At 66.1% G+C, this 25,260-nt stretch carries 27 protein-coding genes; 13 read left to right on the plus strand and 14 right to left on the minus strand.

The window, feature by feature from the left end; genetic code table 11:
- The first annotated feature begins 1 nt into the window (after position 1).
- The 5 genes from ACQP0C_RS06785 (at position 2) to ACQP0C_RS06805 (ending at position 3,831) form a co-directional block, all read left to right on the plus strand.
- Entirely contained in the window at positions 2–319 is a 318-nt protein-coding gene (locus tag ACQP0C_RS06785; protein ID WP_433731596.1) for an antibiotic biosynthesis monooxygenase, read from the plus strand.
- Positions 316–654 carry an antibiotic biosynthesis monooxygenase family protein gene (locus tag ACQP0C_RS06790; protein WP_433731598.1) on the plus strand — a complete coding sequence of 113 codons (339 nt, stop codon included), beginning with the start codon at positions 316–318 and terminating at the stop codon, positions 652–654. Before ACQP0C_RS06785 ends, ACQP0C_RS06790 begins: the two co-directional genes overlap by 4 nt.
- On the plus strand, positions 651–890 hold the full coding sequence (locus tag ACQP0C_RS06795; protein WP_433731600.1) for a hypothetical protein: 240 nt from the start codon (positions 651–653) through the stop codon (positions 888–890). Before ACQP0C_RS06790 ends, ACQP0C_RS06795 begins: the two co-directional genes overlap by 4 nt.
- Before the next feature lie 77 nt (positions 891–967).
- Entirely contained in the window at positions 968–1,915 is a 948-nt protein-coding gene (locus ACQP0C_RS06800) for an SAM-dependent methyltransferase (RefSeq protein WP_433734459.1), read from the plus strand.
- 47 nt (positions 1,916–1,962) lie between these two features.
- A complete protein-coding gene (locus tag ACQP0C_RS06805; protein WP_433731602.1) occupies positions 1,963–3,831 on the plus strand; it encodes an MFS transporter in 1,869 nt (622 codons plus the stop codon).
- 165 nt (positions 3,832–3,996) lie between these two features.
- On the opposite strand, the gene ACQP0C_RS06810 is transcribed toward ACQP0C_RS06805, so the two are convergent.
- Positions 3,997–4,506 (minus strand): MarR family winged helix-turn-helix transcriptional regulator, encoded by a 510-nt coding sequence (locus ACQP0C_RS06810; protein WP_433731604.1) that lies wholly within the window; start codon positions 4,504–4,506, stop codon positions 3,997–3,999.
- A gap of 36 nt (positions 4,507–4,542) precedes the next feature.
- Here ACQP0C_RS06810 and ACQP0C_RS06815 point away from each other — a divergent pair, with 36 nt between their 5' ends.
- Together ACQP0C_RS06815 and ACQP0C_RS06820 are read left to right on the plus strand one after the other, a co-directional pair.
- On the plus strand, positions 4,543–5,400 hold the full coding sequence (locus tag ACQP0C_RS06815; protein ID WP_433731606.1) for an SGNH/GDSL hydrolase family protein: 858 nt from the start codon (positions 4,543–4,545) through the stop codon (positions 5,398–5,400).
- Positions 5,401–5,441: 41 nt separating this feature from the next.
- Positions 5,442–6,134, plus strand: coding sequence for a hypothetical protein (locus tag ACQP0C_RS06820; protein WP_433731608.1), 693 nt, complete (start codon positions 5,442–5,444; stop codon positions 6,132–6,134).
- A gap of 14 nt (positions 6,135–6,148) precedes the next feature.
- On the opposite strand, the gene ACQP0C_RS06825 is transcribed toward ACQP0C_RS06820, so the two are convergent.
- A complete protein-coding gene (locus tag ACQP0C_RS06825; protein WP_433731610.1) occupies positions 6,149–8,230 on the minus strand; it encodes a serine/threonine-protein kinase in 2,082 nt (693 codons plus the stop codon).
- Between the two features lie 401 nt (positions 8,231–8,631).
- Between ACQP0C_RS06825 and ACQP0C_RS06830 the strand changes: the two genes are divergently transcribed.
- On the plus strand, positions 8,632–9,450 hold the full coding sequence (locus ACQP0C_RS06830; RefSeq protein ID WP_433731612.1) for an SAM-dependent methyltransferase: 819 nt from the start codon (positions 8,632–8,634) through the stop codon (positions 9,448–9,450).
- Positions 9,451–9,490: 40 nt separating this feature from the next.
- On the opposite strand, the gene ACQP0C_RS06835 is transcribed toward ACQP0C_RS06830, so the two are convergent.
- A complete protein-coding gene (locus tag ACQP0C_RS06835; protein WP_433731614.1) occupies positions 9,491–10,531 on the minus strand; it encodes a hypothetical protein in 1,041 nt (346 codons plus the stop codon).
- A gap of 474 nt (positions 10,532–11,005) precedes the next feature.
- On the opposite strand from ACQP0C_RS06835, the gene ACQP0C_RS06840 reads away from it, so the two are divergent.
- Positions 11,006–12,022, plus strand: coding sequence for an alpha/beta hydrolase (locus ACQP0C_RS06840; RefSeq protein WP_433731616.1), 1,017 nt, complete (start codon positions 11,006–11,008; stop codon positions 12,020–12,022).
- A 21-nt stretch (positions 12,023–12,043) separates the two neighbouring features.
- On the opposite strand, the gene ACQP0C_RS06845 is transcribed toward ACQP0C_RS06840, so the two are convergent.
- A complete protein-coding gene (locus ACQP0C_RS06845) occupies positions 12,044–12,754 on the minus strand; it encodes a hypothetical protein (protein WP_433731619.1) in 711 nt (236 codons plus the stop codon).
- Between the two features lie 361 nt (positions 12,755–13,115).
- Positions 13,116–13,766, minus strand: coding sequence for a TetR/AcrR family transcriptional regulator (locus ACQP0C_RS06850; RefSeq protein ID WP_433731621.1), 651 nt, complete (start codon positions 13,764–13,766; stop codon positions 13,116–13,118).
- A gap of 139 nt (positions 13,767–13,905) precedes the next feature.
- Between ACQP0C_RS06850 and ACQP0C_RS06855 the strand changes: the two genes are divergently transcribed.
- Positions 13,906–15,390, plus strand: a complete 1,485-nt coding sequence (locus ACQP0C_RS06855; protein WP_433731623.1) for a long-chain-fatty-acid--CoA ligase — start codon at positions 13,906–13,908, stop codon at positions 15,388–15,390.
- Positions 15,391–15,663: 273 nt separating this feature from the next.
- Positions 15,664–16,809 carry an esterase/lipase family protein gene (locus ACQP0C_RS06860; RefSeq protein ID WP_433731625.1) on the plus strand — a complete coding sequence of 382 codons (1,146 nt, stop codon included), beginning with the start codon at positions 15,664–15,666 and terminating at the stop codon, positions 16,807–16,809.
- Positions 16,810–16,892: 83 nt separating this feature from the next.
- Here the strand turns inward: ACQP0C_RS06860 and ACQP0C_RS06865 are convergent, their stop codons facing one another.
- The 7 genes from ACQP0C_RS06865 to ACQP0C_RS06895 form a co-directional block, all read right to left on the minus strand.
- Positions 16,893–17,264: a hypothetical protein gene (locus tag ACQP0C_RS06865; RefSeq protein WP_433731628.1), complete on the minus strand. Its 372-nt coding sequence runs from the start codon at positions 17,262–17,264 to the stop codon at positions 16,893–16,895.
- On the minus strand, positions 17,261–17,746 hold the full coding sequence (locus ACQP0C_RS06870) for a roadblock/LC7 domain-containing protein (protein WP_433731631.1): 486 nt from the start codon (positions 17,744–17,746) through the stop codon (positions 17,261–17,263). The genes ACQP0C_RS06865 and ACQP0C_RS06870 overlap by 4 nt, the downstream gene beginning before the upstream one ends.
- The gene (locus ACQP0C_RS06875; protein ID WP_433731633.1) at positions 17,743–18,567 is read right to left on the minus strand and encodes a hypothetical protein; all 825 of its coding nucleotides are present in this window, start codon (positions 18,565–18,567) and stop codon (positions 17,743–17,745) included. Before ACQP0C_RS06875 ends, ACQP0C_RS06870 begins: the two co-directional genes overlap by 4 nt.
- Complete coding sequence (locus ACQP0C_RS06880; protein ID WP_433731635.1) at positions 18,557–18,964, minus strand: hypothetical protein; 408 nt, start codon at positions 18,962–18,964, stop codon at positions 18,557–18,559. Before ACQP0C_RS06880 ends, ACQP0C_RS06875 begins: the two co-directional genes overlap by 11 nt.
- Positions 18,965–19,288: 324 nt before the next feature.
- Positions 19,289–19,477 (minus strand): acyl-CoA carboxylase subunit epsilon, encoded by a 189-nt coding sequence (locus ACQP0C_RS06885; RefSeq protein WP_433731637.1) that lies wholly within the window; start codon positions 19,475–19,477, stop codon positions 19,289–19,291.
- An 11-nt stretch (positions 19,478–19,488) separates the two neighbouring features.
- Entirely contained in the window at positions 19,489–21,123 is a 1,635-nt protein-coding gene (locus tag ACQP0C_RS06890; protein WP_433731639.1) for an acyl-CoA carboxylase subunit beta, read from the minus strand.
- A 414-nt stretch (positions 21,124–21,537) separates the two neighbouring features.
- Positions 21,538–22,497 (minus strand): LysR family transcriptional regulator, encoded by a 960-nt coding sequence (locus tag ACQP0C_RS06895; protein WP_433731641.1) that lies wholly within the window; start codon positions 22,495–22,497, stop codon positions 21,538–21,540.
- A gap of 87 nt (positions 22,498–22,584) precedes the next feature.
- Here ACQP0C_RS06895 and ACQP0C_RS06900 point away from each other — a divergent pair, with 87 nt between their 5' ends.
- Positions 22,585–23,919 carry an aspartate aminotransferase family protein gene (locus ACQP0C_RS06900; protein WP_433731643.1) on the plus strand — a complete coding sequence of 445 codons (1,335 nt, stop codon included), beginning with the start codon at positions 22,585–22,587 and terminating at the stop codon, positions 23,917–23,919.
- Positions 23,920–23,926: 7 nt separating this feature from the next.
- Here the strand turns inward: ACQP0C_RS06900 and ACQP0C_RS06905 are convergent, their stop codons facing one another.
- Positions 23,927–24,268: a hypothetical protein gene (locus ACQP0C_RS06905; RefSeq protein WP_433731645.1), complete on the minus strand. Its 342-nt coding sequence runs from the start codon at positions 24,266–24,268 to the stop codon at positions 23,927–23,929.
- Between the two features lie 91 nt (positions 24,269–24,359).
- Here ACQP0C_RS06905 and ACQP0C_RS06910 point away from each other — a divergent pair, with 91 nt between their 5' ends.
- Positions 24,360–24,524, plus strand: coding sequence for a hypothetical protein (locus tag ACQP0C_RS06910; RefSeq protein WP_433731647.1), 165 nt, complete (start codon positions 24,360–24,362; stop codon positions 24,522–24,524).
- Between the two features lie 14 nt (positions 24,525–24,538).
- On the opposite strand, the gene ACQP0C_RS06915 is transcribed toward ACQP0C_RS06910, so the two are convergent.
- Complete coding sequence (locus tag ACQP0C_RS06915) at positions 24,539–25,258, minus strand: DsbA family oxidoreductase (protein ID WP_433731649.1); 720 nt, start codon at positions 25,256–25,258, stop codon at positions 24,539–24,541.
- Between the last annotated feature and the right edge of the window lie 2 nt (positions 25,259–25,260).

The raw sequence follows: 25,260 nt of genomic DNA on the forward strand, positions 1-25,260 counted from the left end.
CATGACCGCCTTGCGCGCCACCCTTACCATGACCGTCGCCAGACGCGACGCTGCCCGCCTGCTCGAGGGCCTGCGGGCGGTGTTCAGCTTGGCCGCACAGTCCCCGGGTTTCCTCCAGCAGCGCATCACCCGAGCCGTATCCGCAGATCCGGACATGCGCACTTTCGTCGTCATCAGCGATTGGGCCGACGAGGGCTGCTTCCATGCCTTCGAACGCAGCCGCAAACAGGACGCCGCAACCGCTGCGTTGCGGGCCGTCCGCACCAGCAACGACATGCGACTGAGCACGGTGAACGAACCGGGCCAGGTGATCGCATGACCGCGCGAGTGATGGTCCGAGCCCGCATCCGGGCCGGGGAGGAAGCAGCATTCGAAGCCGCATATGCGCAGGTCACTGCGCAGGTGGCGGGTACACCAGGCCATATTCGGGACGAGTTGCTGCGGCCGTGCGCCGACGACGACCACTACATCCTGCTCTCGGAATGGACCGACGAAGCGGCGTTCCTCGCCTGGGAGGACGCCCCGATCCACCGGCAGACCACCACCCCCATGCGTCCGTACTGGGCGGGGCGAGTCCGCCGCGACATCCACATCGTCGCGCACTCCAGCACTGCGAACACCCCCTCGTCGGCGTCGGGCGGAGAACTCCCGTGACCGCGAACGCCCCACCCGACCCGCTCATCGAATCCGCCGACCCGGACTCATCCGACCCCCGCCCATCGACCTTCACCCTGTCGTCCGCCCTCGTCCGCACACTGCGGTGGCTTCTCGAAGGTTTCAGCATCTACGGGCTCACGATGCACGGCTACTGCCCCGAACAGGTCATGGCCGCCGACCACAACACCGGACCGCGTCGTCGGGTGGATCACGGTCCCGGTGCAACGCCGTGACCAGTTCTTCGCCGCCTACGACAACATCCCCCGCCCATCGCACCAGTAACACGACCCTGATTGGAGAAAAAGTGAGCATCACGCGCAACGACAACGATTCCTGGGACATCAAGACGAGCGTCGGCGCCACGGCGCTGTTCGTCGCGGCAGCCCGCGGCCTGGCAGCTCGGCAGCCGCAGGCCCTGGCCGTCGACGAGTTCGCCGAAGTGTTCTGTCGCGCCGCGGGCGATGAATGGGCCGAGCTGTTCACCGCCGACCCGGAACGGACGAAGCAACATCCGCTGCGCTCGGCCGACTTCGGATCGCTGTTCCAAGCGTTCCAGGCCGGACGCACCCGGTACTTCGACGACTATCTGCGCTCCGCCACCGAGGCGGGTGTGCGTCAAGTCGTCATCCTTGCCGCCGGACTCGACTCCCGCGCGTACCGCCTGCCCTGGGCGGACGGCACGGTCATCTACGAACTCGACCGCCAGCCAGTACTCGAATTCAAACGCGCCGTGCTCGACGACGCCGGCGCGACGACGACCGCCGAACGTCACGAAGTTGCCGTCGATCTGCGCGACGACTGGGCAACTGCCCTGCGCGACAACGGCTTCGACCCATCGCTACCGACCGCATGGCTGGTCGAAGGTCTCGTCATCTACCTCACCCCCGCCGATCAAGGTCAGCTGTTCGACACCCTGAACGCACTGTCCGCCCCCGGCAGCTGGCTGGGCATCGAGGAAATGGCCACCATCGATTCCGACGTCTTTTCCGCCATGACCACGCCGTCCGCCGATCCGCACAGCTACGACCGCGGTGAGGGCGCACGCTGGGCCGGGCTCATCTACAACGATCGCAAAACCCAAGCGGTGCAATCGTTCACACCGCAGGGCTGGACCGGCGCCGCTATCGGCCTGGTCGACTACCTGCGATCCCACGGCCGTACCGTCCCCGGCGGCGGTGCCGCGGTGGGGCACTTCGACCCGTCCCTGATGAGCCTCGCGACCCTGCGGAAGCCGACGTCGGCCAACGCTCGGCCGTGACCGAAACCACCTGGGCTACCGCACTTTCAACGATGGGAGGGCCATAGATGGTGTGGCAGTGGAGTTGTACTGTCACCGAACGGGCCGCAGCCGCCGTGTCGACCAGCTGGCAGGTCGACACGGTGCACCCGTCGATTCGCGATTCGGAGGCTCGCAATGTCTGTCAGGCCGTGGCGAGCGCGCCGATATCCCAGCGTCGTTCGACGCCGCCGGAGCGCAGACGCTGGATCGCGCTCGTAGTCGTCCTCGTCGCTGGGTTCATGGACCTGCTCGACACCACCATCGTCAACATCGCGGTACCGAGCATCCAACGCGACCTTCAGGCGCAGTATGCGCAGCTCGAATGGATCGTCGCGGGATACGTGCTGGCGTTCGCCGCTGTCCTCATCACCAGTGGCCGGCTCGGCGATATCTACGGCCGCCGTCGGTTGTTCCTGACCGGAGTCGCCGGGTTCACCATCGCCTCGGCGCTGTGCGGCATCGCCGGCAGCCCAGGCATGCTCATCGTCTCCCGGTTTCTTCAGGGAGGCACCGCCGGACTGATGGTGCCGCAGATCCTCGCGATCATCCACGTCACCTTCCCGCCCAACGAGCGGGGCAGGGTGTTCGGCATCTTCGGCGCCATCGTCGGATCGGCGGCGGTCATCGGGCCGACCTTCGGTGGTGTCCTCGTCGACTGGAATGTGTTCGGCCTCGACTGGCGGCCGATCTTTCTGGTCAATGTCCCGGTCGGTATCGCCGCTATCGCCGCGGCCCGGTTCGTGATGTGCGAATCGAAGTCCGCGACCGCTCCGAAGCTCGACCTCGTCGGCGCCGGGCTCGTCACGGCCGCGATCGCGATGCTGGTCTACCCGCTCATGGAAGGCCGCCGATTCGGGTGGCCGGCATGGACTTTCGCGATGATGGCCGGTGCGGTCGCAGTGCTTGCGGTCCTGGTGGTCTACGAACATCGACGCGCCCGGACGATCGGTTCGCCGCTGGTAGTTCTCGGATTGTTCCGTGCGCGATCATTCACGATCGGCAGCGTGCTCTGGCTGATCTTCTGGATCGCGCTGGGCGGATTCTTCCTCGTCTGGACGCTCTACATGCAGCTCGGTCTCGGCTGGTCGCCACTGCGGGCCGGTCTGACCGCTGGCGCCTTCGCCGTCGGCGCCGCTGTGGCGGCAGGCCTGTCCGTGGAGGTGCTCGTACCCCGGTACGGGCGGCGAGTGCTGATGGCCGGAGCGCTGCTCAACGCGGCGGGCTTCGCCGGCTTCGTATGGGCCGCCGGGCGGTACGGTCCCGCGATCACATCGTGGCAGTTGATTGCACCGCTTGTCATTTCGGGACTCGGCTTCGGCCTGATCGTCTCGCCGACCATCGACTTCGTGCTGGCTGCGGTCCCCGAAGACGATGCGGGTTCGGCGTCCGGCCTGGTGAACACCGCTCAGCAACTCGGCGTCGCGCTCGGCGTCGCGCTCGCCGGGGTGATCTTCTTCACCCAGCTCGACAGCGGCTCCGATCGCAGCGTCGATACGGTCATACCGCGGGTCCGCACCGAACTTGCCGTGGCGGGCCTGGACGAGCAGACGCAGGCGCGGATCATCTCCGACTTCCGAGGTTGTGTGCAGGACAGATCGGCCAGCATCAACCCCACCGAGACGCCCATGAGCTGCCCGGGCATCCAGGGACAGGCCACCCAGCCCGGCCGGCCTGATCGGGTAGCCGAAATCCTCAGCGAAGCGGGCAGAATGGCCAACGCGCAGAATTTCTCCCGCACGTTCGGGCGCACGCTGTGGTGGGCGGTGGGAATTCTCGTTGCTGTCTTTGCGGGATTGTTCGCGGTCCCTCGACATGTAGGACAGCGCAGTCCGAATCGGCCCGGGGTCGATGCGCACAGTGGTGCCGCTCCAGTTGACCAGAGCATCCGCGGGTAGCACGCGTCGATGCCCGGTCCGGGCGGATGTCCTCCTAGCTGGAGCCGCACCGGGGCACTTGCCAAATGCATACCGCGACCTGCGACTACTCCGTCGGTGGTGGGCATCGATCACGATGTGTTCGCGGACCAGGCCGGTCCTGGATTCGTCGGAAGGCGGTTTCGGTTACGTATCGCTCGGGAGGAACGGAGTCCGCCGATAGCCGGGGTGCACACCCGGTTTCAGGTGCTGTTGGTCGGCGATGCGGTTGAGCAGGGTTGCCAATTGTTCGTATTCGGCGTCGTTCAGGCTTGCGCAGATATCGGCCTCGTGCGTGGTGGCGAGTTGCCATACCTGGCCCATCAGCTCTTGTGCCTTTGGGGTGAGGTGCAGTTCGTGGTTGCGGCGGTCGGTGGCGCTGCGGCGGCGTTCGACGAGGCCCTTGCGGTCGAGGTGGTCGATCAGGGTGACGATGCGGCTCGGGACGACGCCGAGTTCGGCGGACAGTGACCGCTGACTGCGTCCGGGCTGGGTGGCGATCATGCGCAGCAGTCCGATGTCGGGCGGGGTCAATTCGAGATCGCTGATGAGTTCGGCGAATCGTTGTGCCGCGTGCGCGCCTATCTGAGTGAGCAGGTAGCTCACTGCCCGTGTGCGTGGCGGGTGCTGCACATCCCCTTGCTCGGCTTCGCTCACGACGTTATCGTACACAGGCCAGTATCGTTCACTGAGGTGAACGATTCACTTGAGAGAATTGAGTTGAACGTGCATGCCGAGCTGATCGAGAAGCTGATCCGGTTCCAGCGGCCCGAGCGGGCGCTGCCCTATCTGAACGGGCTCGACGACATCCGCACCGCGGGCCTGTTCGGACTTGATCCGGCCGAGTACAAGCGCCTGCGCGCCGGATTCGACGACCAGACCCGAGCCGCGGCCGCCGAACTCCTGGCCGATGCCGAAGTGGCCGACGCGGTGGACCAGCTCCCGTTCGAGCCGGGACAGCACGTCGTCGCCATCGGGGAGAGCACGACGGCGGATCGGCTGTCCTGGTTCGAGATACTGCGGACGCTGCTGGCCCTGCGCCGTCCGGATGACGGCATCCGACTCAGCAATCTGGCCGTATCCGGTTGCACCACCACACAGGCGCTCACCGCACTGGCCACGCTGGTCGGTCAGCGGCCCGACTGGGTGCTGTGCCAACTCGGCGCGAACGATGCCCAGCGCCTGGGCGGGCTCGACGGACCTCGGCTGGTGAGCATCTCGGAAACGACTCGCAATCTGCTGATGCTGCGCGAATCGACGGTGCTGGCCACCGGCGCGCGCTGGGTGTGGCTGACACCGGCCGCGGTGGACGAGGGCAGGGCGGCCGCGTTCCCACACTTCCAACGGGCCGGAATCGGTTGGCGCGCTTCCGATATGGCCGAGACCGCCCGGGTGCTGATCGATCAGCCGGAACCGACCGTGGATGTGTTCGCGATAACCGCCTCCGCCTCGGGCTTCGACGGACACCTCGATGACGGTGTGCACCTGAGCATCTCCGGCCAACAGGAGATCGGTGCGGCGGTCCTCGTCACGCTGGCTCAACTGTCCTGAACCGATATCCCGGTTTCGCATCACACTCGAAAAGGTCAAGCATGCGCGTCACCACCTTCATCCTCACCTGCACACTCGCCGCCGCCACTGCCGTGGGCACTGCCGCCGCCCAAACCCCGGCACAGACCGATGGCGTTGCCTTCACCGCACGCGCGGTCGACGGCGCCAGTGTTATCGATATCGACTCGGGCACGCTGTCGTCGGGCAACGATGTCTTCGAGATCAGGGCCGCCGACGGGACGGTGGTCGCCGCGATGCCATTGCGGCTGCGGCTCGACGATTTCGAATTCCCCATCGCGGCAGCGATTTCGGGGCACAGCGCGACCCTGGTGCCGCAATTCGATATGACGCGCGCGGTCTATCGGCCGGTGGCGCTGCCCTTCGAGGATCAAGCGCCCTTTCGATCGGAATACGAGCGCGAGGTCGCGGCCTGGAATCGGATGAGCAGCACCATCGCCATGGGGGCACTCGTCGGCACGGTGGTCGGCGGACTCGGCGGCGCGGCCGTGGGATGTGTGCTCGGCGGCGCCGCCGGAGCCGCGGCCGCCACCGCCACCATCATCGGGCTGTTCGGTCCGATCCTGCCCGCCGCCGCGATCGGCTGTCTCGGTGGCGTCCTCGCGGTCGGCGCGCTCGGCACCATCGCCGGTCAGCTCTTGGTCACCGCCCCGGTGATCGTCGCGGCCGCGATCCAGTACTTCACCACGATCACTGCCCCACTCCCGGGGCGATGATCGGGTGCCGCGGGTCAGTCGCCGACCCGCTGCATGTCGACGGTGGCGCGGCTGGAGCTGCGGCACGGGTCGTTCTTGTCGAGGGCCCAGGTGCCGGTCAGGGATTTGATGGGGTCGGAACCCGGATCGGATGGGAACAGGTCCCAATGGAGAGTTGCGTCGGTATATGGGTCGTTCGATGCCAGATAGCACGCGAAGGGAACGGTGTAGACGCTGCGCCAAGCCCCGTCTTCGAGCACGAGCGTCGGAATAAGTCTGTTACTGGGATCTAGGTGGGGCGCTGCGGCGCAGCGGTCTGCGCTGCGTAGGCAGATGATGTCGTATCGCAGTCGGGCTGTCTCCGGAGCCGGGGTTTCGGGAAGGTTTGGTACCGAAATGTAGGTGATGGTCACGTCGTAGACTCCGCTGATCCGCGCGGGTGGCGGGGGATCGGCACGGGCGGGGATGGTTTCCGGCGCGACGACGGCGACATTCGGATCGATCTCACCGACGCGGCGAATCGTCATCGCTTCCTCTTGGATCATCGTGCAGGCTCCGGCGGTGTAGCTGGTGGCCGTACCGGTCCACGACTGATCGGCGAATTGGATGACGACTCGCTCCCACACCGTGGCGTCGACGGGCGCGTTGTTGACATTGCTGGTGCAAACGGGCGCGGGCGGCCGCTCTCTTGTCATGAGCCATCCGCCGTCGCGGTAGTCGGCAATGGCCTGACCCGGGGCTTTATCCGGTGCGGACGGGTCCTGGATGGTGATCGAGGCCACGCAGCGCTCGCCCTGTGATGGGCAGTACGACCGGACCGACCAGGTCTTGTTGTATCGGGGCGGATTCTGGACCGGCTTCCCGTTGATGGTTCGGGTCGTGCGAGTGATCTCGTATTTGCCGTCGAAGGCGGGCATGGATTTCGAAGGTTGGCTGGTATGCGCCGCGCCGGTATGTGCCGCGCTGGTGTGGTTCAGCCCCCACATTCCGAGCACCGCCGCGCCGACGATCAGCACGGCAGCCAGGGCCGACCCTATGAAGCTGACGGGCCGTTTACGCCGTGGCGGTGCGGGATGGTCTCGGAGGATCGGCTCCGCTTCGGATTGGGCAAGCTGCAGGCTATCGAACTGTGAGGCGGCGGTCGTAGGCGCTTGGTCGGAGTTCAAGGCGGCTGGGGGTTCCGGAGTATCGGGTCTTGTGGACGGAATCGGCGGCGGCGCGCCGAGTCGATCGCGGTCCGCGAAGCGGGGATTCGGGACCGTGAGGCCAGCGCTGCTGGGGCTCCGGGCGATGGGGGCGGTGGTTCCGGGCAGGGCGTCTCGGGCGGCGGCGGCGAGTGCTCCGGCGGTCGGGTAGCGGTGGTCGGGGTCTTTCGCCATGCCCCGGGCGATGACGTCATCGAACCCGCCCGGCAGATCGGGTCGTCGCTGGCTCAGTGTCGGGGGGTCGGCCGTCAGGTGGGCCGCGATCTGTTGTTCGAAGCTGTTACCCGGGTAGGGCCGGAGTCCGGTGAGGCATTCGCACAGTACGCAGGTCAGGGAATAGACATCGGATCGGGCATCGGCGATACCGGTGGCGAATCGCTCCGGCGCCATGTAGGCCAGGGTGCCGATCGTCGCGCCGCTGCTGGTCAGTCCGGGATCGTCGATCGCGCGGGCGATGCCGAAGTCGATCAGGTACACGAATCCGCTGTCGGTGACTATCAGGTTGGACGGTTTGATATCGCGGTGCACCAAACCCTCGGCATGTGCCGCGTCCAGCGCCGACGCGGCCTGGCTGATCACGGCGACCGCCGTCGCTGGCGGCATCGCACCGTCGCGGGCGAGCAGGGTTTTCGCATCGATGCCGTCGATCAGCCGCATATCGAGGTAGAGGCGGCCGCTGATTTCGCCGTAGCCGTGGATCGGGATCACGTGTGGTTCGCGTAGCCGGGCGGTGGCGTGTGCCTCGCGCCGGAATCGTTCCCGGAAGCCGGGATCGGCGGCACAGCGTTCGGGCAGTAATTTGACCGCCACGATGCGGTCGGTGTCGGTGTCGTAGGCCCGCCACACCTGGCCCATGCCGCCCTCACCGATCAGCTCTTGCAACCGGTAGCGACCGAACGATATGTCGTCCACCAACCACCTCCCGCACCGATCGATCGCATGCCCTGCGAAGGATCTGCCTCGTGAAACGGTTGTGTATCTATCGTATCGACCCTGACAAACCCGCCGCATCACCTCGAAGTCGTAGGCGAACCCGGTGGCAGATGCGGGCAGTGGATGGATCGGTCAGCGTAGGTGCTCTCCGGCCGTCGGTGGGCGGGCGAGTTGAGCGTCGCGGTGGTGCGAGTCGGATACGCGGGCAAATGACCAGCACCGCGTAGCGTGCGGGAAACGTGGTGGTGAGATCGACGAATGCCGTTGTAGCGCTATCATTTACGGATTCGCGTTGCCCGCGCCGGCCGAACGAGGCCGGGGCGGGGGACATCCCATATCGCCGACATTTTTCCGCCGGATGGCAGGAAAGGCTTGTTACGATGATCGAGGATATCGAGGGAGGTGCGGTGTCGGACGTCAAGCGGGTACCGGCGGGCGTCGATCCATCGAAACCGAACTCGGCTCGGGTGTACAACTACCTGCTGGGTGGCAAGGACAATTATGAGGTGGACCAGATGCTGGCCCACCGCATGTTGCAGATAGCACCGGATACCAAAACTCTGGCCTGGCTGGTCCGCAAGTTCATGCTCCAGGGCGCGCAGATCGCGGCCGAGGCGGGCGTGCGTCAGTTCATCGATATCGGTGCCGGGATTCCGGCCTCACCCAGTCTGCACGAGACGGTGCAGCAGATCGATGCGTCGTCGAAGGTGGTGGCCGTCGACTACGACGCGGTCGTATTCGCGCACAACAACGCGCTGCTGGCCCGGCTGCCCGGGGTGACTCCGATGCTGGCCGATGTGCGCCGTCCGGACGACATCATCGAGCGGGTGCAGGCCGAGGCGCAGATCGATTTCTCGCAACCGGTCGCGATCGTGCTGGTCGGCGTGCTGCATTACATCATGGACGACGAACGTCCGGCCGAGATCATCGCGCGCTTTCACGAGAAACTGGCGCCAGGAAGCTATTTCATCTTCACCCACGGGTCCGACGAAAGCGATCCGGACTTCATCGCGCAGTCGACCGCGCAGGCCGCCGGTAGCACGGCGCAGGTGCTTTTCCGGTCGCGGGCCGAAGTGGCCAAGTACTTCGACAGTTTCGAAATGCTCGAGCCCGGCCTGGTGCCGGTACAACAGTGGCTCGACGGTGATACGCCGAAAACCGGGTTGGTGCTCATCGGCGGCGTCGGCCGCAAGAACTAGTCGGAATTTCTGGGCCGCAACGGTATTCGGGGCGGCCCGCCTACTCCGCCCGGGCGACGGCATCGGCGCGTGCCGCCAGCGCGTCGGCGATCTCCCGAGGTCTGCGGCCGAGTCCGCAGGCAGTGGCAACGCCGTCGACCGATCGGCCGAGCGCGCTTTCGACCATGTGCAATGTCTGCACCTGCTGCGCCTCGGTCGGAATGTCGTGCACCAGACCGGCATAGAAGGCCGTGCCTTCGCCCAGCCGCAGATCCTGCAGTGGCGCATAGAATTCCGGCTGTGTCGGTGGCGGTACATCGCCCGCCGCGAGCGGTCCGTGCACGTACTCCAGTACGCGCCCCGACGGCCAGTGCCGCGCAATGGAATTGGCCAGATCGACCAGCGGCCGGGTATCGCGCATTCTGGCACGGGACTTGTTGTTCATGCTGCCCAGGCACAGATGTACCCCGAATCGGGTGCCTGCCGGTGCCGCGGCGGCCAGCGCGGCAATGCCGCGGCCGAGTCCGAGTGCCGCCTCCACCTGCCGGTGTGCCGGTTGGGTTTTCGCCAGCAGCACCAATTCGGCGGTCGCCTCCAACTGGATGACCACATTGTCGCCGACCAGTTCGCGGATCGCCGCGATATCGCGCACGGAGGCGTCGGTGAACGCCTGCTTATGTGATCGCAGGCCGGTTGGACCGAGGGCGATGAACGTCAGCGTGAAATCGGTTGGCATGCCCATTTGCAGCGAGACGTCGGGCAGATCGCGTGCTTCGCGCAACTTCTGGAAGACCGGCAACGCCTCCCGCGTCTCGCGGAGGTAGCCGAGGTCCATCATGTCGCCGGTGAGTTCGGCGCCGTGAGCGACGCGGTGGATGGTGCGTTCCTGGCTGGTCCGCCAGCTGCCGGGCTTGCGCACCTCCAATGCGCCCTGGGACACCAGGTCCGCGATGATCGGCTGGATATAGAACTCATAGCGGCTGGTCTCGCCGGTCGGCAGCGTGCGTAGCCGGGCTCCCGCTCCGTCCAACATCGCCCGCATCGCGTCGTCGGTACTCTCGGCCGGGTAGCTTCCAACAAAATGCACAGCTCGCGCGCTCACGTCCGGATTGTAGATCGCAAACGTCCCGCATCCGGTCTTACGCCCGGCATGTCGGTTGCTCGGATCTGTCGCCGACGCCGGATTCCGCCTTCTCGCAGCAAACGAATCACTGTGCGCGGTAGCGTGATTCGCCAGAAAGTGGCGCGGGGATGGCGCGGTCCTCTCGATCACCAACGACGACACCGACGAAGACCTGGCCAACGCCATGCCCGATGCCGACAGCGAATACCGTTATGCCAGCCCGGCCGAACTCGGGTGCCCGCCGCTCGACGCACGGGTACTGGATGTGTTGGCGGTGCGATCGCTTTCCGATCCTGTGCCGCAATGGAATCGGGAGTGCAAGCCGCCATTTTCCATGACGCCTGCAGCAATTCTTGCGCGGCGACGAACTCGCGCTATAGCCTGCCTAACTGAACGACTGATCAGGATGCCAGCCTGGCGATTTTCACATTTCAGCAAAAGGGAGCGCGTCCCGTGCGAAGCTCGGTTCGGTCCATTGCCGCATTCGCGGCCGCAGCACTGCTCTGCCTCGCGCCGGGGGTAGCCCATGCCGACGATACCGCGGCGCCGGACAGTTGCCAGGCCGTCTCGTTCCCGGTGCCGCAGGGCAATCTGGCCGGGACGCTGTGCCTGCCGCAACAGCCGACCGATGTCGTGATGGTGCTGATGTCGGGCTCCAACTACAACGCCACCTATTGGGACTTCGCCTACCAGCCGGAGACCTACAGCTTCCGGCGGGCAATGAACCGAGCCGGTTTCGCGACGCTGACCATGGACCGGCTCGGCAATGGTGACAGCAGTCACCCCCCGGCCATGACACTGACCGCCACCGCCACCGCGGACGCCCTGCACGAGATCGTCCAGTCGCTGCGGCGCGGATTCGCCGGCGCACAGCCCTTCGGCAAGGTCGTCACCGTCGGCCACTCGCTGACCTCGGGCACCTCCGTCATCGAGGCGACCGCGCACAACGATGTCGACGGCGTACTGCTCACCGGCTATTCGCACACCCTCAATATCCCCGAGGTGCTCGGCGTCATCGCCACCTATTACCAGGCCATCAACGATCCCATATTCGCTGGTCGCGCACTGGATTCAGGCTATCTCACGACCCGGCCCGGCACCCGGGCCAAGGACTTCTTCGGCCCGGATGCCGACCCCAAGGTGGTCGAGCTGGACGAGCGGACCAAGGAAGTCTTCTCGCTCAGCGAATATCCGGACGGCCTGACCTCCACGCTGCCGGGGATGTCCAGTTTCATCAAGGCGCCCGTCATGATCGCCAATGGCAGTGTGGACCGATTGTCTTGCGGCCCCGCGTATTCGATCTGCCAAGACGCGGCCACCCTGCTGGCCGCGGAGACGCCGTTCTTCGCCCCGGCCGCGAAGTTGCACACCTTCGTACTGCCCGGCAGCGGACATTCGGTGAATCTCGCACCGAATACCGCTGCCTATCAGCGGGCTGTTGTCGACTGGGTGAATACGACCGTCAAGTGATGGTCGACCCGAGTCGGGTTGTCAGGCAGCGATCTTCGCGCGATACGGCCGCTGCGTCGCGATCACGCGCAGTGCGCTGATCGGCTGTTTGCGCAGTCCCATGGCAGCGGCGGCCAGCGCGGCGCCGAATGCGGAGAAGGCACTGAGCGTCGCGCCGGTATCGATTCCGGCACTGGCGATTCGATGCTCACCCATCCCGAGGTTCGAGGTCATGTCATTGCCGAAGAGCCAGCTGAAAAGTCCGGCGTGAGTGGCGGATTCGGTAAGGGCGCGCAGTTCGGGCGCCTTGCTGTTGAGGTACAGCAGGGTGATGAGCACAAGAAGCGCGGCCGCACCGCTGGTGACCATGACCAGGCGGGACAGCGCCCGGCTGCGCACCCGGAAGTACAGCACGACCGAAAAGACCGTGCCAGCGACCGCCATGGTGGTGAGGACGGCCCAGGCGCCGCTGATGCTCACCGCGTCCGGCTCGCCCGATTGCCAACTGCTGCTGGTGAAACCGTCGATGCGGCCGAAGGCATTGGCGCTGACCGTGCCGTTCGGTCCCGTTGCCGAAACCCAGGGCTGGAACAGTAGTAGGAAGGTGAGCAGACTCAGGCCCGCTGCGCACAGGTAGCCCCAGTCGGATCGTAGATCGAAACGTTGCGCGGTCAGTTCGCGAATGCGGTAGCCACCGTTCTCGGACCGGCCGAGCTGAACTTCATTGACTTGCCAAGGCGTTGCGTATGCCATTTCTAACCACACCTGCTGCGCCGCTTCCTGATCGAGGGAGCGGGCACTGCGGGGCATGTCCTCCTGCGGGACCGAATAAAGGAATTGGTCAGGACGACATCGTCCTGTTAACGGGACGTTACGTTATGCCCCTGAGCTCTGAAGGAGCAACGTGATCCCATGCACAGACAACGGCGCGAACTCGGCAGCAAAAGCCCCGGTCCGAGCGCCGATCGGTCGCATGGTTGCGGTGAATCGCGCTCTCTCGTAGGCGTTTTCGTGGTCGTTGTGCGACCGCGTAAAGCGAGCCGGTGCGGCGCTGGCCACTACGGCCTCGGCGCACCGGTTGTGACCCGATCAACAGCTCCGGCAAGGGATTCCGCTACTGACTACTGAGTAGTAACTGGTATCGGCCCTCGAGTCCGTCCAATAGCGATTCGAGACCGACCTCGAATGCGACCCGATCGATGCGCCGCTGCCGATCGGCGAGCAGGTGCGCCTCGTTCAGGTGTGGATATTCGTCGGCGTACACCCCAGCGTCGGCGGGGAAGCCGGCGGCGAATGAGCCGAGGGAGGAGCCGGTGAGGAAGTAGCGCATCAGCGTGCCGACGGTTGTCGCCTCCCGGCGCGGCCAGTTCGCCGCCACCAGGCCGCCGAAGACGGCATCGGCCATGCGCAGCGCATTGGGCCGATGGCCGGGTCCGCTCGCCAGTGCCGGGACGATGTGCGGATGCGCGGCAACGGCGTTGCGATACGAATGGGCCCAGCGTCGCAAGGCCGATCGCCAGTCCGGATTGTCGGCCGACAGCTCGCCGAACATCGACGTGTCCACCTCGCCGAGTACGGAATCGACCACAGCATCGATGAGTTCGTCCTTGGTGCCGACATGGTTGTACAGCGAGGGCCCCTGTACGCCGAGTTCGGCGGCGAGGCGGCGGGTCGAAACGGCCGCCAGTCCTTCCGCGTCGACAAGGGCCAGCGCGGTCTCGACGATGCGCTCGTGGCTGAGCAGTGGTCGGCGGGGTCGGGCCATGGATCGCCTCCTCTCGGTGCTCGCATTCTTCCAGGGGCCACCAAAAACTTGCGCCGCTAGTTTCAGTGCCCTACGGTTGGTTGAAACTTGCGCTGCTAGTTTTTTGGAGAGCGATGACGAGATTCACCGGGCGAGCGTTATGAACGCGACACTGTCCCTGGCGAGCATCCTGGCCGAACAAGCGAGACGGCGACCGGACCGGATCGCGCTGATCGAGGGCACGGCGCGGATCACCTTCGCCGAGCTGTGGGAACGGGCGCGGCGTCAGGCCGCGGCCCTGATCGAGCTCGGCGTGCGCCCCGGCGACCGCGTGGCGCTCATGTGCCCCAATACCGCCGACTTTCCGGCTGCCTACTACGCGATTCTCGCCGCCGGGGCGGTGGTGGTTCCGGTGCATCTGCTGCTGACGGCGGGTGAGGCCGAACATGTGCTGCGCGACAGCGATGCTCGCCTGCTGGTGTGCCATCCGTGGTTCGCGGAGGTGGGCGCGACCGCGGCGGGGGCGGTGCCGATACCTTGTGTCGAACCGAATTCCCTTGCCGGACAACCCATTGCGACCTTCGTGGCGCGGCGGCCCGACGATCCGGCGGTGGTGTTCTATACGAGTGGGACAACCGGTCGGCCGAAGGGGGCCGAGCTGAGTCACCTGAATATGGTGATGAACGCGACGGTGAATGCCTTCGACGCCAACGACGTGCGCAGCGATGATGTCGCGCTCGGCGCGCTGCCGCTGTTCCACGTCTTCGGTCAGACGGTCTCGATGAACGCCACCTGGCGTGCCGGAGCGGCCCTCGTGCTGCTGCCCCGATTCGACGCGGCCGCGGCGATACGGTTGATGAAGGACAAGGGCGTCAATACATTTCACGGCGTGCCGACGATGTATGTCGGCCTGATCGCCGCGGCTCGCGAGTTGGCGCAACCGCCGCGACTGCGGCTGTGCATCTCGGGTGGCGCATCGCTGCCGCAGCCGGTGCTGGAGGCGTTCGAGGAGGTCTTCGGTGCGCCGATCCTGGAAGGCTATGGACTGTCGGAGACCTCGCCGACGGCGGCGGTGAACCAGCCCGATTTCGGTGCGCGGCCGGGTACGGTCGGACATTCGGTCTGGGGTGTCGAGGTGGAAATCGCCGATCCGTCCGAATCGCAACGGATTGCGCTGCTGCCCACCGGTGAACTCGGCGAGGTGGTCATTCGCGGCCACAACCTCTTCAATGGGTATCTCGGGAAGCCGCAGGCCACGGCCGCCGCCGTGGTCGACGGCTGGTTTCGCACCGGTGACCTGGGGATCAAGGATGCCGACGGCTATCTGACGATCGTCGACCGGATCAAGGACATGATCATCCGCGGCGGCTTCAATGTGTACCCGACCGAGGTCGAAGAGGCGCTGCTGCGGCATCCGGATATTGCCGCGGTCGCGGTCATCGGTCTGCCGGATGACACCTATGGCGAAGAGGTCTGCGCGGTCGTCGTGCCCGCGCGGACGGTGACCGCCGAAGCGGTGATCGCCTACGGGCGTGCGCATTTGGCCAAGCACAAGTACCCGCGGCGCGTCGAATTCGTCACCGAACTTCCGCTCGGTCCCAGCCATAAGGTCCTCAAGCGAGAGCTCAAAAAGCGCTTCGGCTGAGGACCGTTGGGCGCTTTACGTCCAACCGCGATGAGGTGAGAATTTCCCGGCGACACACAATTCAATATGTGCCGAGCGGTTCGACCGTTCGTTATTTTTGCGATCGCGAAATCTTTTGGCGCTGCCCGAATCCCTTTTATTTATAGTTTTCCACGACAGTCTGTCGACCGTGTTCTTGTTCCGAGAGCGCAGTGACATCGACAGATCGGGCAGTGATGATGAATTGGCCGCTTTATTACGATTTGATCACGGAGCGGCAGGAAAGGTTTTGCAATGAAGCACAGAATTGGCCGAAGAGTGCTCGTGACAGCCATTGTTTCGGGCATTGTCGCGCTCGCCATGAATTTCGATGTCGGCGTATCGGCCGCGGATTCGGCTCCGCAGTTCACCCAGCAGGAACTCACCGACTACCTCGACGCGGGCTTGCGGCCCGCGGCCAATGGCGACCAGCCGAAGGCGATCGTCGATACCGGCAGCAGCTCCGGATCCGCCGCGCGCAGCCACGCCACCGCCGCCGTCGGCGAAGGCCCCGAAGTATCCGCCTATCTGGCGGCATTCGGCTACGGCCTGACTCATCCGGATGCCGCCCCACCCGGTGCGAACCGGGCCGACTGCACCCCGTCCGCCGCACATCCGCGGCCGGTCGTACTAGTGCACGGCACCTGGCTCAACGCCTATGACACCTTCGCCTACCTGTCGCCGCAACTCGCGCGGGCCGGATACTGCGTCTTCGCTTTCAACTACGGTCGCTCGAATCTGCTGGAGGGCGGCGGCATCGGTCCGATACTGCCGGGCCGCTACGGCGTCGGGCCGATGGAGGATTCCGCGCGGCAATTGGGCGAATTCATCGATCGCGTGCGTACCGCCACCGGTTCGGATCGGGTCGATATCGTGGCGCATTCCCAGGGCGGACCGGTATCGAGCCGGTATCTCAAATTCGAGGGCGGTGCGGACAAGGTCGGCAAGGTGATCAGCTTCGGCGCCACCAATCACGGCACCTCCCTGATGGGAATGGCGACACTGGGCCGGTTGATCACCGATCTCGGCGTGAACATTCTCGGTTTCTACGAACCGATCGTCGGTGTCGCCAATATTCAGCAGGCCGTGGGTTCACGGTTCTACGCCACGCTCAACGAATACGGTGACACCGTTCCCGGCATCGAATACACGGCCGTCGGCACTAGCCACGATGAGGTGTCGAACCCCTACGAGTGGACCTTCCTGCAGCCCGGTCCGGATGCCACGGTGCACAACATCACGCTCCAGGATGGCTGCGTCCAGGATATGTCCGACCATCTGACGATCATGTATTCGCCGCGGTCGGCCTCGATCGCGTTGCACGCACTGGACCCGGATGCCGCGCCGAATCTGGCATGCACCTTCAATCCCTGGATGATCGGCGGCGGCGGAAAGCTCTAGCCCGCAACGCGATTCGCCCGGACGCGGGGGCGGCGCGGCAGATGCCCGCGCCGCCCGCCCGTGAAAGGTGGTGTGCGGCAACGTCACACCTCGAGATCCTCTTCGATGCCCTTGAGGCGGTGTCGCGCCAACGCGAGGTTCGCCCGGCCGCGGTCCAGTGCGACATAGAGGAAAAGGCCCTTGGACTTTCGGCCGGTCATCGGCCGAATGATGTGGTACTGGCCGCTCAGCGTGATCAGAACATCCTCGATATCGTCCTTGAGCTGGAGTTGCTCGATGGTCCGCAGCTTGGCCCGCACGACCTCGGTATTACCCGCCGCGGCGATCTGCAGGTCCAGGCTCTTGGAACTACCGAGCATGCCGAGCGCCATGCCGCTGCCGTAATCGACGACGGCGGCGCCGATCGCGCCATCGATTCCCATCATGTCCTTCAGCGCCAGATCCATATTTGTCATATTCGTTCCTTTCGATCGGTTTTCTGGGTCCGGTCTTTTCCGGAGTCGGTAGCGGTCAGGTGATCGGCGATGGCGCGGGCCACCGGGCGCGACTCCAGATGCAGGCGGCCGACATTCACCTCGGGTCCGGCGAGCACCATCAGCGAGGACCAGCCCGCGGCGTAGATCACCACGTGTCCGCCGGAGCCGTGCACCACGACCTCATGGAATCCGCCGCCGTGTGCGGTGGCGGCCAGCTGATACGACAGCGACAGCTGCGCCGACGCCAGCGCGGCCATTCTGGTCGGCTCGATATCGGGTGGCAGATCGTGCGCGATGAGCAGTCCGTCGCTGGAGGCGACCAGTGAGCCGGTCACGCGAGGCAGGCGATCGCGTAGCGCCTTCAGCTCCGCCAGCACCACCGCATTCGGTTCCGGTCCGGTCATCGCCACCTTCGTAAACCTTCCCATCAGTTCGCTGAGCAGTTTCTTCCGCGCGCTCACGCAAGCTCCTCCAACGCCGCACGCAGACGGATGAGCAGGTCGCGGTCGACGGGCTCCCAGCTGTCGGGTGCCGGGGCCGTGGCCGGAGCCGATACCGGCTGGCGCACCCGGCGCGGCAGGAACTGCCGCGGCCCGGTGACCGCGACGGCGGTCGCCGCATGCGATATCGGTTCGGACCATCCGGCCGGGACCGGCGCCAGGTCGGGCGGCTCGATCAGCCCCGCCGCGGTCAGCTCGCGCACCGCCACCAGCGCGCCATAGCTGGTGCGGCCGAGGTCGCGAGCGATCCCGGCCACGCTGCGCCGACCATCGGCGGCGGCGAGCACCTCGGTCTGGCCGCCGGTGAGTGCGACGCGTCGGCGGCGGACCCGTCGCACCGGCACCACGGGAGCGCGGTCGACCAGATCGGCGGGCCATGGTTCGGCCTCCGGATCACCCCGCCGCGCGCATTCGTGCAGCAGTATCCGCGGCGGGATATGGCAGACCGGGGCCAGCCAGTGCGGCGGCGCCGGTCGGAATTCGGGAACGACGGGTGTGGCGAGCAGGAAGTAGGCGGCGTCGAAGACCGACAGCAATGCCAGGGTTTCCAGCCGCGTCCGGGTCAGCACACCGTGTGGATCCCCGGCCGCGGCCCTTCGCAGTTCCTCCGTGGTCGCCACCCCCGCCGCGACAACAAGCAGGTCCAGATTCGTTGTACGCAGACAGTCGGCGGCGGTTATCGCACCATTCGCGAGATGAAATGCGCCGTCGCCCACGCACAGCACCCCGGTACTTCTTTCCTTTTCCAATCGCCGCAGCTCGGCCGCGACGTCAACGCCCATGTGCGCCCTCCGCCAATTCGGCGAGAATTGCGCGGAGCCGGAATCTCGCGATGGCCAGATTTCCGGTGTCGTCATCGAATAGCACATGGACGAAAAGCCGACCGTCGAAGTCGCCGTTCACCAGATTCAACAGGTGATAGCCGCGGGTGCCGCAGGCGATGATCTCGGTGAGGTCGTCATCGCGGCCGGTCGCCAGTGCCGGGCAGCCGAGTACGGCGCGGACCACGTCGGTGGTGGTCGCGGCGTCCTCGTGTTCGTCGACGAGGTCGTGCCTGCCCGCCGCGGCGATCGCCAGACCGCTTGCCCCGTCCACCATCGTCACGCTGCGCGCACCGGGAATGTCCATGATGCGTTTCAAGCAGTCGTCGATTCCGATCACCGCGGCCCGGCCTATCATTCGGGGATTCCAGCGAACCCGACGCTACACAGTGTGGACGGGTGACGGAAGGTGAATTCCGCGCAAATTTGGGCGATGGGTGTATTTCCCCCGGATACGCCGCTAAGAATACCCCTCGGTATCAATACCTTTCGGTATCCAACGCCTCGCTCAACGTGAATGTGATTCGGAATCAGCAGTTTTCGACACCGGACGGTCGAATACCCTTCGGTGTTAATAGCTTTCGGTGCCGGAAGGTGATGGGTGCGGCGATTGCGCTACTCCGACATTCTGATCAGCAAACGGGGATAGCCTGCACGGCTATCGGCTGGCAACATTCCGTGACTAGGCGGCCCAGCTGTGCGGGACCACGAAGGCGGGGCGGCGTTCGGGGCGTAGCCACTGCACCGATGCCGGGCCGGGCGCAGGGGTGGGGCGGCTGGCTTCGGCGATGACGGACAGCAGGACGGTGGTGAGTGCGGCGAGTTCCTCATCGGTCGGGTTGCCGCGCTCGATCTTCAGGAAGGTGGTCATCCGGGCTGCTCCTACTGGGGTGGATTGCCGTGCTTGCGCATCGGGAGATCGGCGTGCTTGCTGGTGAGCACGGCCAGTGCGGCGATCAGTGCGGGGCGGGTATCGGCGGGGTCGATGACGTCGTCGACGAGACCGCGTTCGGCCGCGTAGTACGGATGGATCAGTTCGGTGCGGTATTCCTTGATCTTCTGGCGGCGGGCGGCGTCGGGATCGTCGGCGGCGGCGATCTCGCGCCGGAAAATGACATTCGCCGCGCCCTCGGCGCCCATGACCGCGATCTCGTTGGTCGGCCAGGCCAGTGCCAGGTCGGCGCCGATCGAGCGCGAGTCCATGACGATGTACGCGCCGCCGTACGCCTTGCGCAGCACCACCGAGATCCGGGTGACGGTGGCATTGCAGTAGGCGTACAACAATTTCGCGCCGTGCCGGATGATGCCCTCGTGTTCCTGTGCGACGCCGGGCAGGAAGCCGGGCACGTCCACCAGCGTGACGATCGGGATATTGAACGCATCGCACAGTTGCACGAATCGGGCCGCCTTCTCCGATGCTTCGATATCGAGCACACCGGCCAGGACGCTGGGCTGGTTGGCCACGATCCCGACCACCCGTCCGTCCAAACGCGCCAGCGCGCAGACGATATTGGCCGCCCAATGCTCGTGCACCTCGAACAGCACGCCGTCATCGACGATTTCCTCGATCACCGCGCGCATGTCGTAGGGCCGGTTGCTATCGGTCGGCACCAGGTCGTAGAGCGATTCGCTGCGCCGGTCGGCGGGGTCGCTACTGGCGTGCACCGGTGGCTGTTCGCGATTGTTCGACGGCAGCAGCGATAACAGGAATCGCACGTCGTGCAGGCAGTTCGCCTCGTCGTCGTACAGGAAATGCGCGACCCCGGAGGTCTGCGCGTGCACATCGGCACCGCCGAGGCCCTCCATCGTGATGGTCTCGCCGGTCACCGCGGTCACCACCTCGGGGCCGGTGATGAACATCTGGGCGGTGCCGCGCACCATGAAGACGAAATCGGTCAGCGCCGGACTGTAGGCGGCGCCGCCCGCACACGGTCCGAGCATCACACTGATCTGCGGGATGACGCCGGACGCGCGGGTATTGCGCCGGAAGATACCGCCGTATCCGGCCAGCGCCGTTACCCCCTCCTGGATGCGCGCGCCCGCACCGTCATTGAGGCTGACCAGCGGCGCGCCCGCCGTGGCGGCCAGATCCATCACCTTGTGGATCTTGTGCGCGTGCGCCTCGCCGAGTGATCCGCCGAAGATCCGGAAGTCGTGCGCGTAGACGAAGACCTGGCGTCCCTCGACGGTGCCCCACCCGGTGACGACACCGTCACCGGGTGGGTGTTTGCGGTCCATGCCGAAGCCGGTGGCCTGGTGCGTGCGCAGGCCCTCGATCTCGACGAAGGAACCCGGATCGAGCAGCATCGCGATCCGCTCGTGGGCGGTCTGCTTACCGCGCGCGTGCTGGCGTTCGGTGGCCGCCGGATCGGGTCCGATGACGGCGGCGCGTTTGCGTTCGACGAGTTCGGCGACGTGAGCGCGCATCGAGACCGGACCGGGCATCGGATCGATGCTCGGTGCTGAAGCGCGGTCGGCGTCCGGTGCGTAGTCGGCCTGCGGTCGTTCGGGGATCATCAGCTGCTCTCGCCTGGTCGGTGCGGCTTGTGCATTGATAATCGCGATCGGGCGTCGAAATGTTTGCTGTGCCGATCGAACCGAGGTCGAAAATTCAGTGCGGGGCGAGACTCTGCGGGGTCAGCGCGATCAATCGCGGCATGACCGTTCTGCCCTCGACGGTTCTCGGCTCGTGCGAATGTTCGCCCAGGCCGTCGAGGTAGTGATCGCCGACGCCGATGGCCGCGCGCGCTGGCGGTAGGGCGCGGTTCTGGACACCCCCGCGGCCGCCCCGACGGCGCGCAGCGTGACGTGGTCGGGGCGGTGGCCAACCACGACTCGGCGGCGTTGCGGTGGGAACGACGGCCGAATGAACGCCGTCTACCTGTTCATGGGCCTGTGAGAGGGTTCGGCCAGACCTCGTCGAGGATGTGCTCACCCGGGCCCGGCATGCGATCGCGTTGCTGGCGCGAGGATCCGGCGACTGTCCCCGAGACGCGAGTCCGCGATCGGGAGGTCACGGAAGCGGCGCAGGGCGTCGAGCACGAGGTTGACGGCGGCGCGCGGGGGTGCGCCGCGGCGGATGACGGCGGTGATCGTGCGGGTGACGGGGGTGGCGAGTTCCCGGGTCGTGACGCGATAGCGCGGGTCGACGGCCAAACCGGGCAGCAGGGCGATCGAGAGTCCGGCTTCGACATGTTGCAGGGTCATCATGTAGTTGCTGAAGCGGCAGACCACGCGCGGTTCGAAACCGGATTCGCGGCAGAGCCGCGTCGCCAGGTTCGCCATATAGGACTTCGGCATATCGAAGGCCCACGGCTCGTCGGCGTAGGCGGCGAGGTCGGCGGGGCCGCGGGCGGCCCGGCCGGGTGGCAGCACGAGCACGATCGGGTCGGTGGCCAGCGGCACGATATCGACATCCGCACCGAGCGGATGTTCGACGAAATCGGTTGTCGTAATGATGATGTCGGCATCACCGACCCGCAGCGCCGGCATGCTCGCGTGCGGTTCCAGCTCGACCAGTTCGATATCGAGGTGCGGATGGGTATGTGCCAGCTGTGTCACCGCGGGCACACACAGCGAGTGGATGGCGCTCTGGAACGCGCCGAGCCGGACCTGTCCGACCGGTTCGTCACCGAGGCTGCGCAGTTCGGCCTCGACGCCGTCCATTTGATCGAGAATCGCCCTGGCGCGGCGGGCCAGCATCAGCCCGGCGGGGGTGAGCCGGACCCGGCGGCCCGTGCGTTCCAGCAGCCGGGTCTTGGTTTCGGCCTCGAGCACGGCGAGTTGCTGCGACACGCTGGACGCGCTGAGGTTGGCCGCCTGCGCGACCGCGCGGACGGTGCCAAGTGAGTCGAGTTGGCTGAGCAGGCGCAGACGCCAGGGGTTCAGCATGTCTCCATTGTTGTGCGGCTCAGCCGAACAGCACAGCCGGAATTGCGAGATGGACGTGATGCTCGGACCCGCCTTACCGTCGCAGATATGGCTGCTCCCACCTCCGCATCACTGTCCACCGACGACTTCTGGGCCGACGCCGACCGCCATCTCGTGCGCTACGCGGGTGCGGGCGAGTTCACCCGCGAGATCATCGCCCGTGCCGAGGGCAGCTTCCTGTACACCGAAAGCGGCAGGGAGATACTGGATTTCACCTCGGGTCAGATGAGTGCGATTCTCGGACACGGACATCCGGATATCGTTGCCACCGTGCGCCGCCAGATCGGTGAGCTGGACCATCTGTTCAGCGGCATGCTCAGCCGCCCGGTCGTCGACCTCGCCCGCCGCTTGGCCGAGACCCTGCCCGAACCGCTCGCGAAGGTGCTGCTGCTGACCACCGGGGCCGAGTCGAATGAGGCCGCGATCCGAATGGCCAAGCTGGTCACCGGAAAACACGAGATCGTCTCGTTCGCCCGCTCCTGGCACGGGATGACCCAGGCGGCCGCCAGTGCCACCTACAGCGCGGGCCGCAAGGGCTACGGTCCCGCCGCACCGGGCAATTTCGCCATCCCGGTACCCAATTCCTATCGCCCCGACTTCACCACGGCCGATGGCGAATTCGACTGGCGTCGCCAACTCGATTTCGCCTTCGACCTGATCGATGCCCAGTCGGTCGGCAGCCTGGCCGCCTGCCTGGTCGAGCCGATCCTCAGCTCCGGCGGCGTCGTAGAACCGCCGCCGGGCTACTTCGCCGCGCTGCGGGACAAGTGTCGCGAACGCGGCATGCTGCTCATCCTCGACGAGGCGCAGACCGGCCTGTGCCGCACCGGATCCTGGTACGCGTTCGAGCGCGACGGCGTCGTGCCCGACATCCTCACCCTGTCCAAGACACTCGGCGCGGGGCTGCCGCTCGCGGCGGTGGTCACCAGCGCCGAAATCGAGCGGCGGGCACACGAGCGTGGCTTCCTCTTCTTCACCACCCATGTATCGGACCCGCTGGTCGCCGCGGTCGGCAATACGGTGCTGGATGTGCTCATCCGCGACGGTCTCACCGAGCGTGCCGCCGCACTCGGTGCCTACCTGCGGGATGGTCTCGAGCGAATCGGCCAGCGGCACAGCGTCGTCGGCGATATCAGGGGGCGCGGGCTACTCGTCGGACTGGAACTCGTCCTGGATCGCGAAACCAAGGAGGGCTCCGATGAACTCGGCGCGCTCGTCACCCGCCGCTGCCTGGAACTCGGCCTGCATATGAATATCGTCCAGCTCCCCGGCATGGGCGGCGTCTTCCGCATCGCCCCGCCACTTACCGCCACCGAGGACGAACTCGCTCTCGGCCTGTCCATCCTCGACATGGCGATCGGCGACGTCGTCGCTCAGGGCTGATACCGGATCAGTTGGCGTTGACACCGGTGGTGAGCCGGACCACGACCTCGTCATTGGTGATCTCCTGCACCGTCGCGCCGAGACCGTCGGCGGATCGGGTCTGCCCGGCCGGGATGCTCACCTCCTGGCCGCCCACCTTCAGCGTGACCGTATTGCCGTTCACCGCAACGAGTTCGGCATCGATGCCGAGCACATTGGCCTTGGCATTGACCCCGCGGGTGAAGGTGACCGTGCAACCGCTGACCTCGCACGCGGACTTGTAGCCGGGCCCCGAGGCCGAGCACGCCACCGCTGCGAGGGGCGTGAGCAGGGCGAACGCGGACAGGGCGAGCATCCGTTGCACAGGCATGCGGCCCAGTGTAGGGGGCCTCACCTCGGCCGCACGTCGCTCACGGTCGCCGTGGGATGGCGCGAATCATGGCGCGGACTATCGTGGAGACGTGGGCGTTATCGGTGAACTGTTCCCGGGTCAGAAGCTGACCGATGAGGGGAGCGAGGACAGCGATGGTCAGACGCATCGGCCGCGCGTCGAGATCGACCTCGACGCGGGTGTCGTGCGCCTCGGGCCCATCGCGCCCTCGACCACGGACAAACCGAGTGAATAGCGCTGTCCCGCAGCTCAATTGCGCGCGGGCAGCGCACATCCGTCCGGACCGCAGACCTCGGCCCCGCCGATCGTCGCGATAGCGGGTTCGCGATCCGCCCAGGCCTTATCCAGCACTTGGGTGAACACCTCGGACGGCTGGGCACCCGAAACGCCGTATTTGCGATCGAAGACGAAGAACGGAACGCCGGTCGCCCCGAGTTGTGCGACCTCCCGCTCGTCGGCGCGCACCGCATCGGCGTAGGCATGCGGGTCCGCGAGCACGGCGCGCACCGCCGATTCGTCGAATCCGGCCGCGACGGCGATCCGTACCAGGCGCTCGTGATCGGCGAACAGCGGCTGCTCTTCGGCGAAATTCGCACGGTAGAGGGCGTCGAGCAGGTCGTCCTGCCTGCCCTCGGCCAGCGCGAAGTGCAGTAGCCGGTGCATATCGAAGGAGTTGCCGTAGTCGCGGCCCTCGGTCAGATAGGGCAGTCCGATCGCGGCGGCCTGCGCGCCGATGCCGCGCTCATTGGCCGCCGCCTGCGCCTCGCTGATGCCGTATTTGCGGGCGATCTTCGCGATGACCGGACCGGATTCATCGGCGGGCAGGGTCGGATCCAATTCGAACGAGCGGTGCACCACCTCGACCTCGGCGCGGTGCGGGAAGTCGGCCAAGGCCTGCTCGAACCGCTGCTTGCCCAGGTAGCAGAAGGGGCAGTTGATATCGGTCCAGATCTCGACCCGCACGGTCATCC

The organism is Nocardia sp. CA-129566 (assembly GCF_050956075.1).
Classification (GTDB): Bacteria; Actinomycetota; Actinomycetes; order Mycobacteriales; family Mycobacteriaceae; genus Nocardia.

Bases quoted from the DNA above. Each gene is read 5' to 3' on its own strand.
- ACQP0C_RS06785 (WP_433731596.1), top strand. From the start codon at position 2: ATGACCGCCTTGCGCGCCACCCTTACCATGACCGTCGCCAGACGCGAC.
- ACQP0C_RS06790 (WP_433731598.1), top strand. From the start codon at position 316: ATGACCGCGCGAGTGATGGTCCGAGCCCGCATCCGGGCCGGGGAGGAA.
- ACQP0C_RS06805 (WP_433731602.1), top strand. From the start codon at position 1,963: ATGGTGTGGCAGTGGAGTTGTACTGTCACCGAACGGGCCGCAGCCGCC.
- ACQP0C_RS06820 (WP_433731608.1), top strand. From the start codon at position 5,442: ATGCGCGTCACCACCTTCATCCTCACCTGCACACTCGCCGCCGCCACT.
- ACQP0C_RS06830 (WP_433731612.1), top strand. From the start codon at position 8,632: ATGATCGAGGATATCGAGGGAGGTGCGGTGTCGGACGTCAAGCGGGTA.
- ACQP0C_RS06845 (WP_433731619.1), bottom strand. From the start codon at position 12,754: ATGGCATACGCAACGCCTTGGCAAGTCAATGAAGTTCAGCTCGGCCGG.
- ACQP0C_RS06850 (WP_433731621.1), bottom strand. From the start codon at position 13,766: ATGGCCCGACCCCGCCGACCACTGCTCAGCCACGAGCGCATCGTCGAG.
- ACQP0C_RS06855 (WP_433731623.1), top strand. From the start codon at position 13,906: ATGAACGCGACACTGTCCCTGGCGAGCATCCTGGCCGAACAAGCGAGA.
- ACQP0C_RS06860 (WP_433731625.1), top strand. From the start codon at position 15,664: ATGAAGCACAGAATTGGCCGAAGAGTGCTCGTGACAGCCATTGTTTCG.
- ACQP0C_RS06865 (WP_433731628.1), bottom strand. From the start codon at position 17,264: ATGACAAATATGGATCTGGCGCTGAAGGACATGATGGGAATCGATGGC.
- ACQP0C_RS06875 (WP_433731633.1), bottom strand. From the start codon at position 18,567: ATGGGCGTTGACGTCGCGGCCGAGCTGCGGCGATTGGAAAAGGAAAGA.
- ACQP0C_RS06880 (WP_433731635.1), bottom strand. From the start codon at position 18,964: ATGATAGGCCGGGCCGCGGTGATCGGAATCGACGACTGCTTGAAACGC.
- ACQP0C_RS06885 (WP_433731637.1), bottom strand. From the start codon at position 19,477: ATGACCACCTTCCTGAAGATCGAGCGCGGCAACCCGACCGATGAGGAA.
- ACQP0C_RS06890 (WP_433731639.1), bottom strand. From the start codon at position 21,123: ATGATCCCCGAACGACCGCAGGCCGACTACGCACCGGACGCCGACCGC.
- ACQP0C_RS06895 (WP_433731641.1), bottom strand. From the start codon at position 22,497: ATGCTGAACCCCTGGCGTCTGCGCCTGCTCAGCCAACTCGACTCACTT.
- ACQP0C_RS06900 (WP_433731643.1), top strand. From the start codon at position 22,585: ATGGCTGCTCCCACCTCCGCATCACTGTCCACCGACGACTTCTGGGCC.
- ACQP0C_RS06905 (WP_433731645.1), bottom strand. From the start codon at position 24,268: ATGCCTGTGCAACGGATGCTCGCCCTGTCCGCGTTCGCCCTGCTCACG.
- ACQP0C_RS06915 (WP_433731649.1), bottom strand. From the start codon at position 25,258: ATGACCGTGCGGGTCGAGATCTGGACCGATATCAACTGCCCCTTCTGC.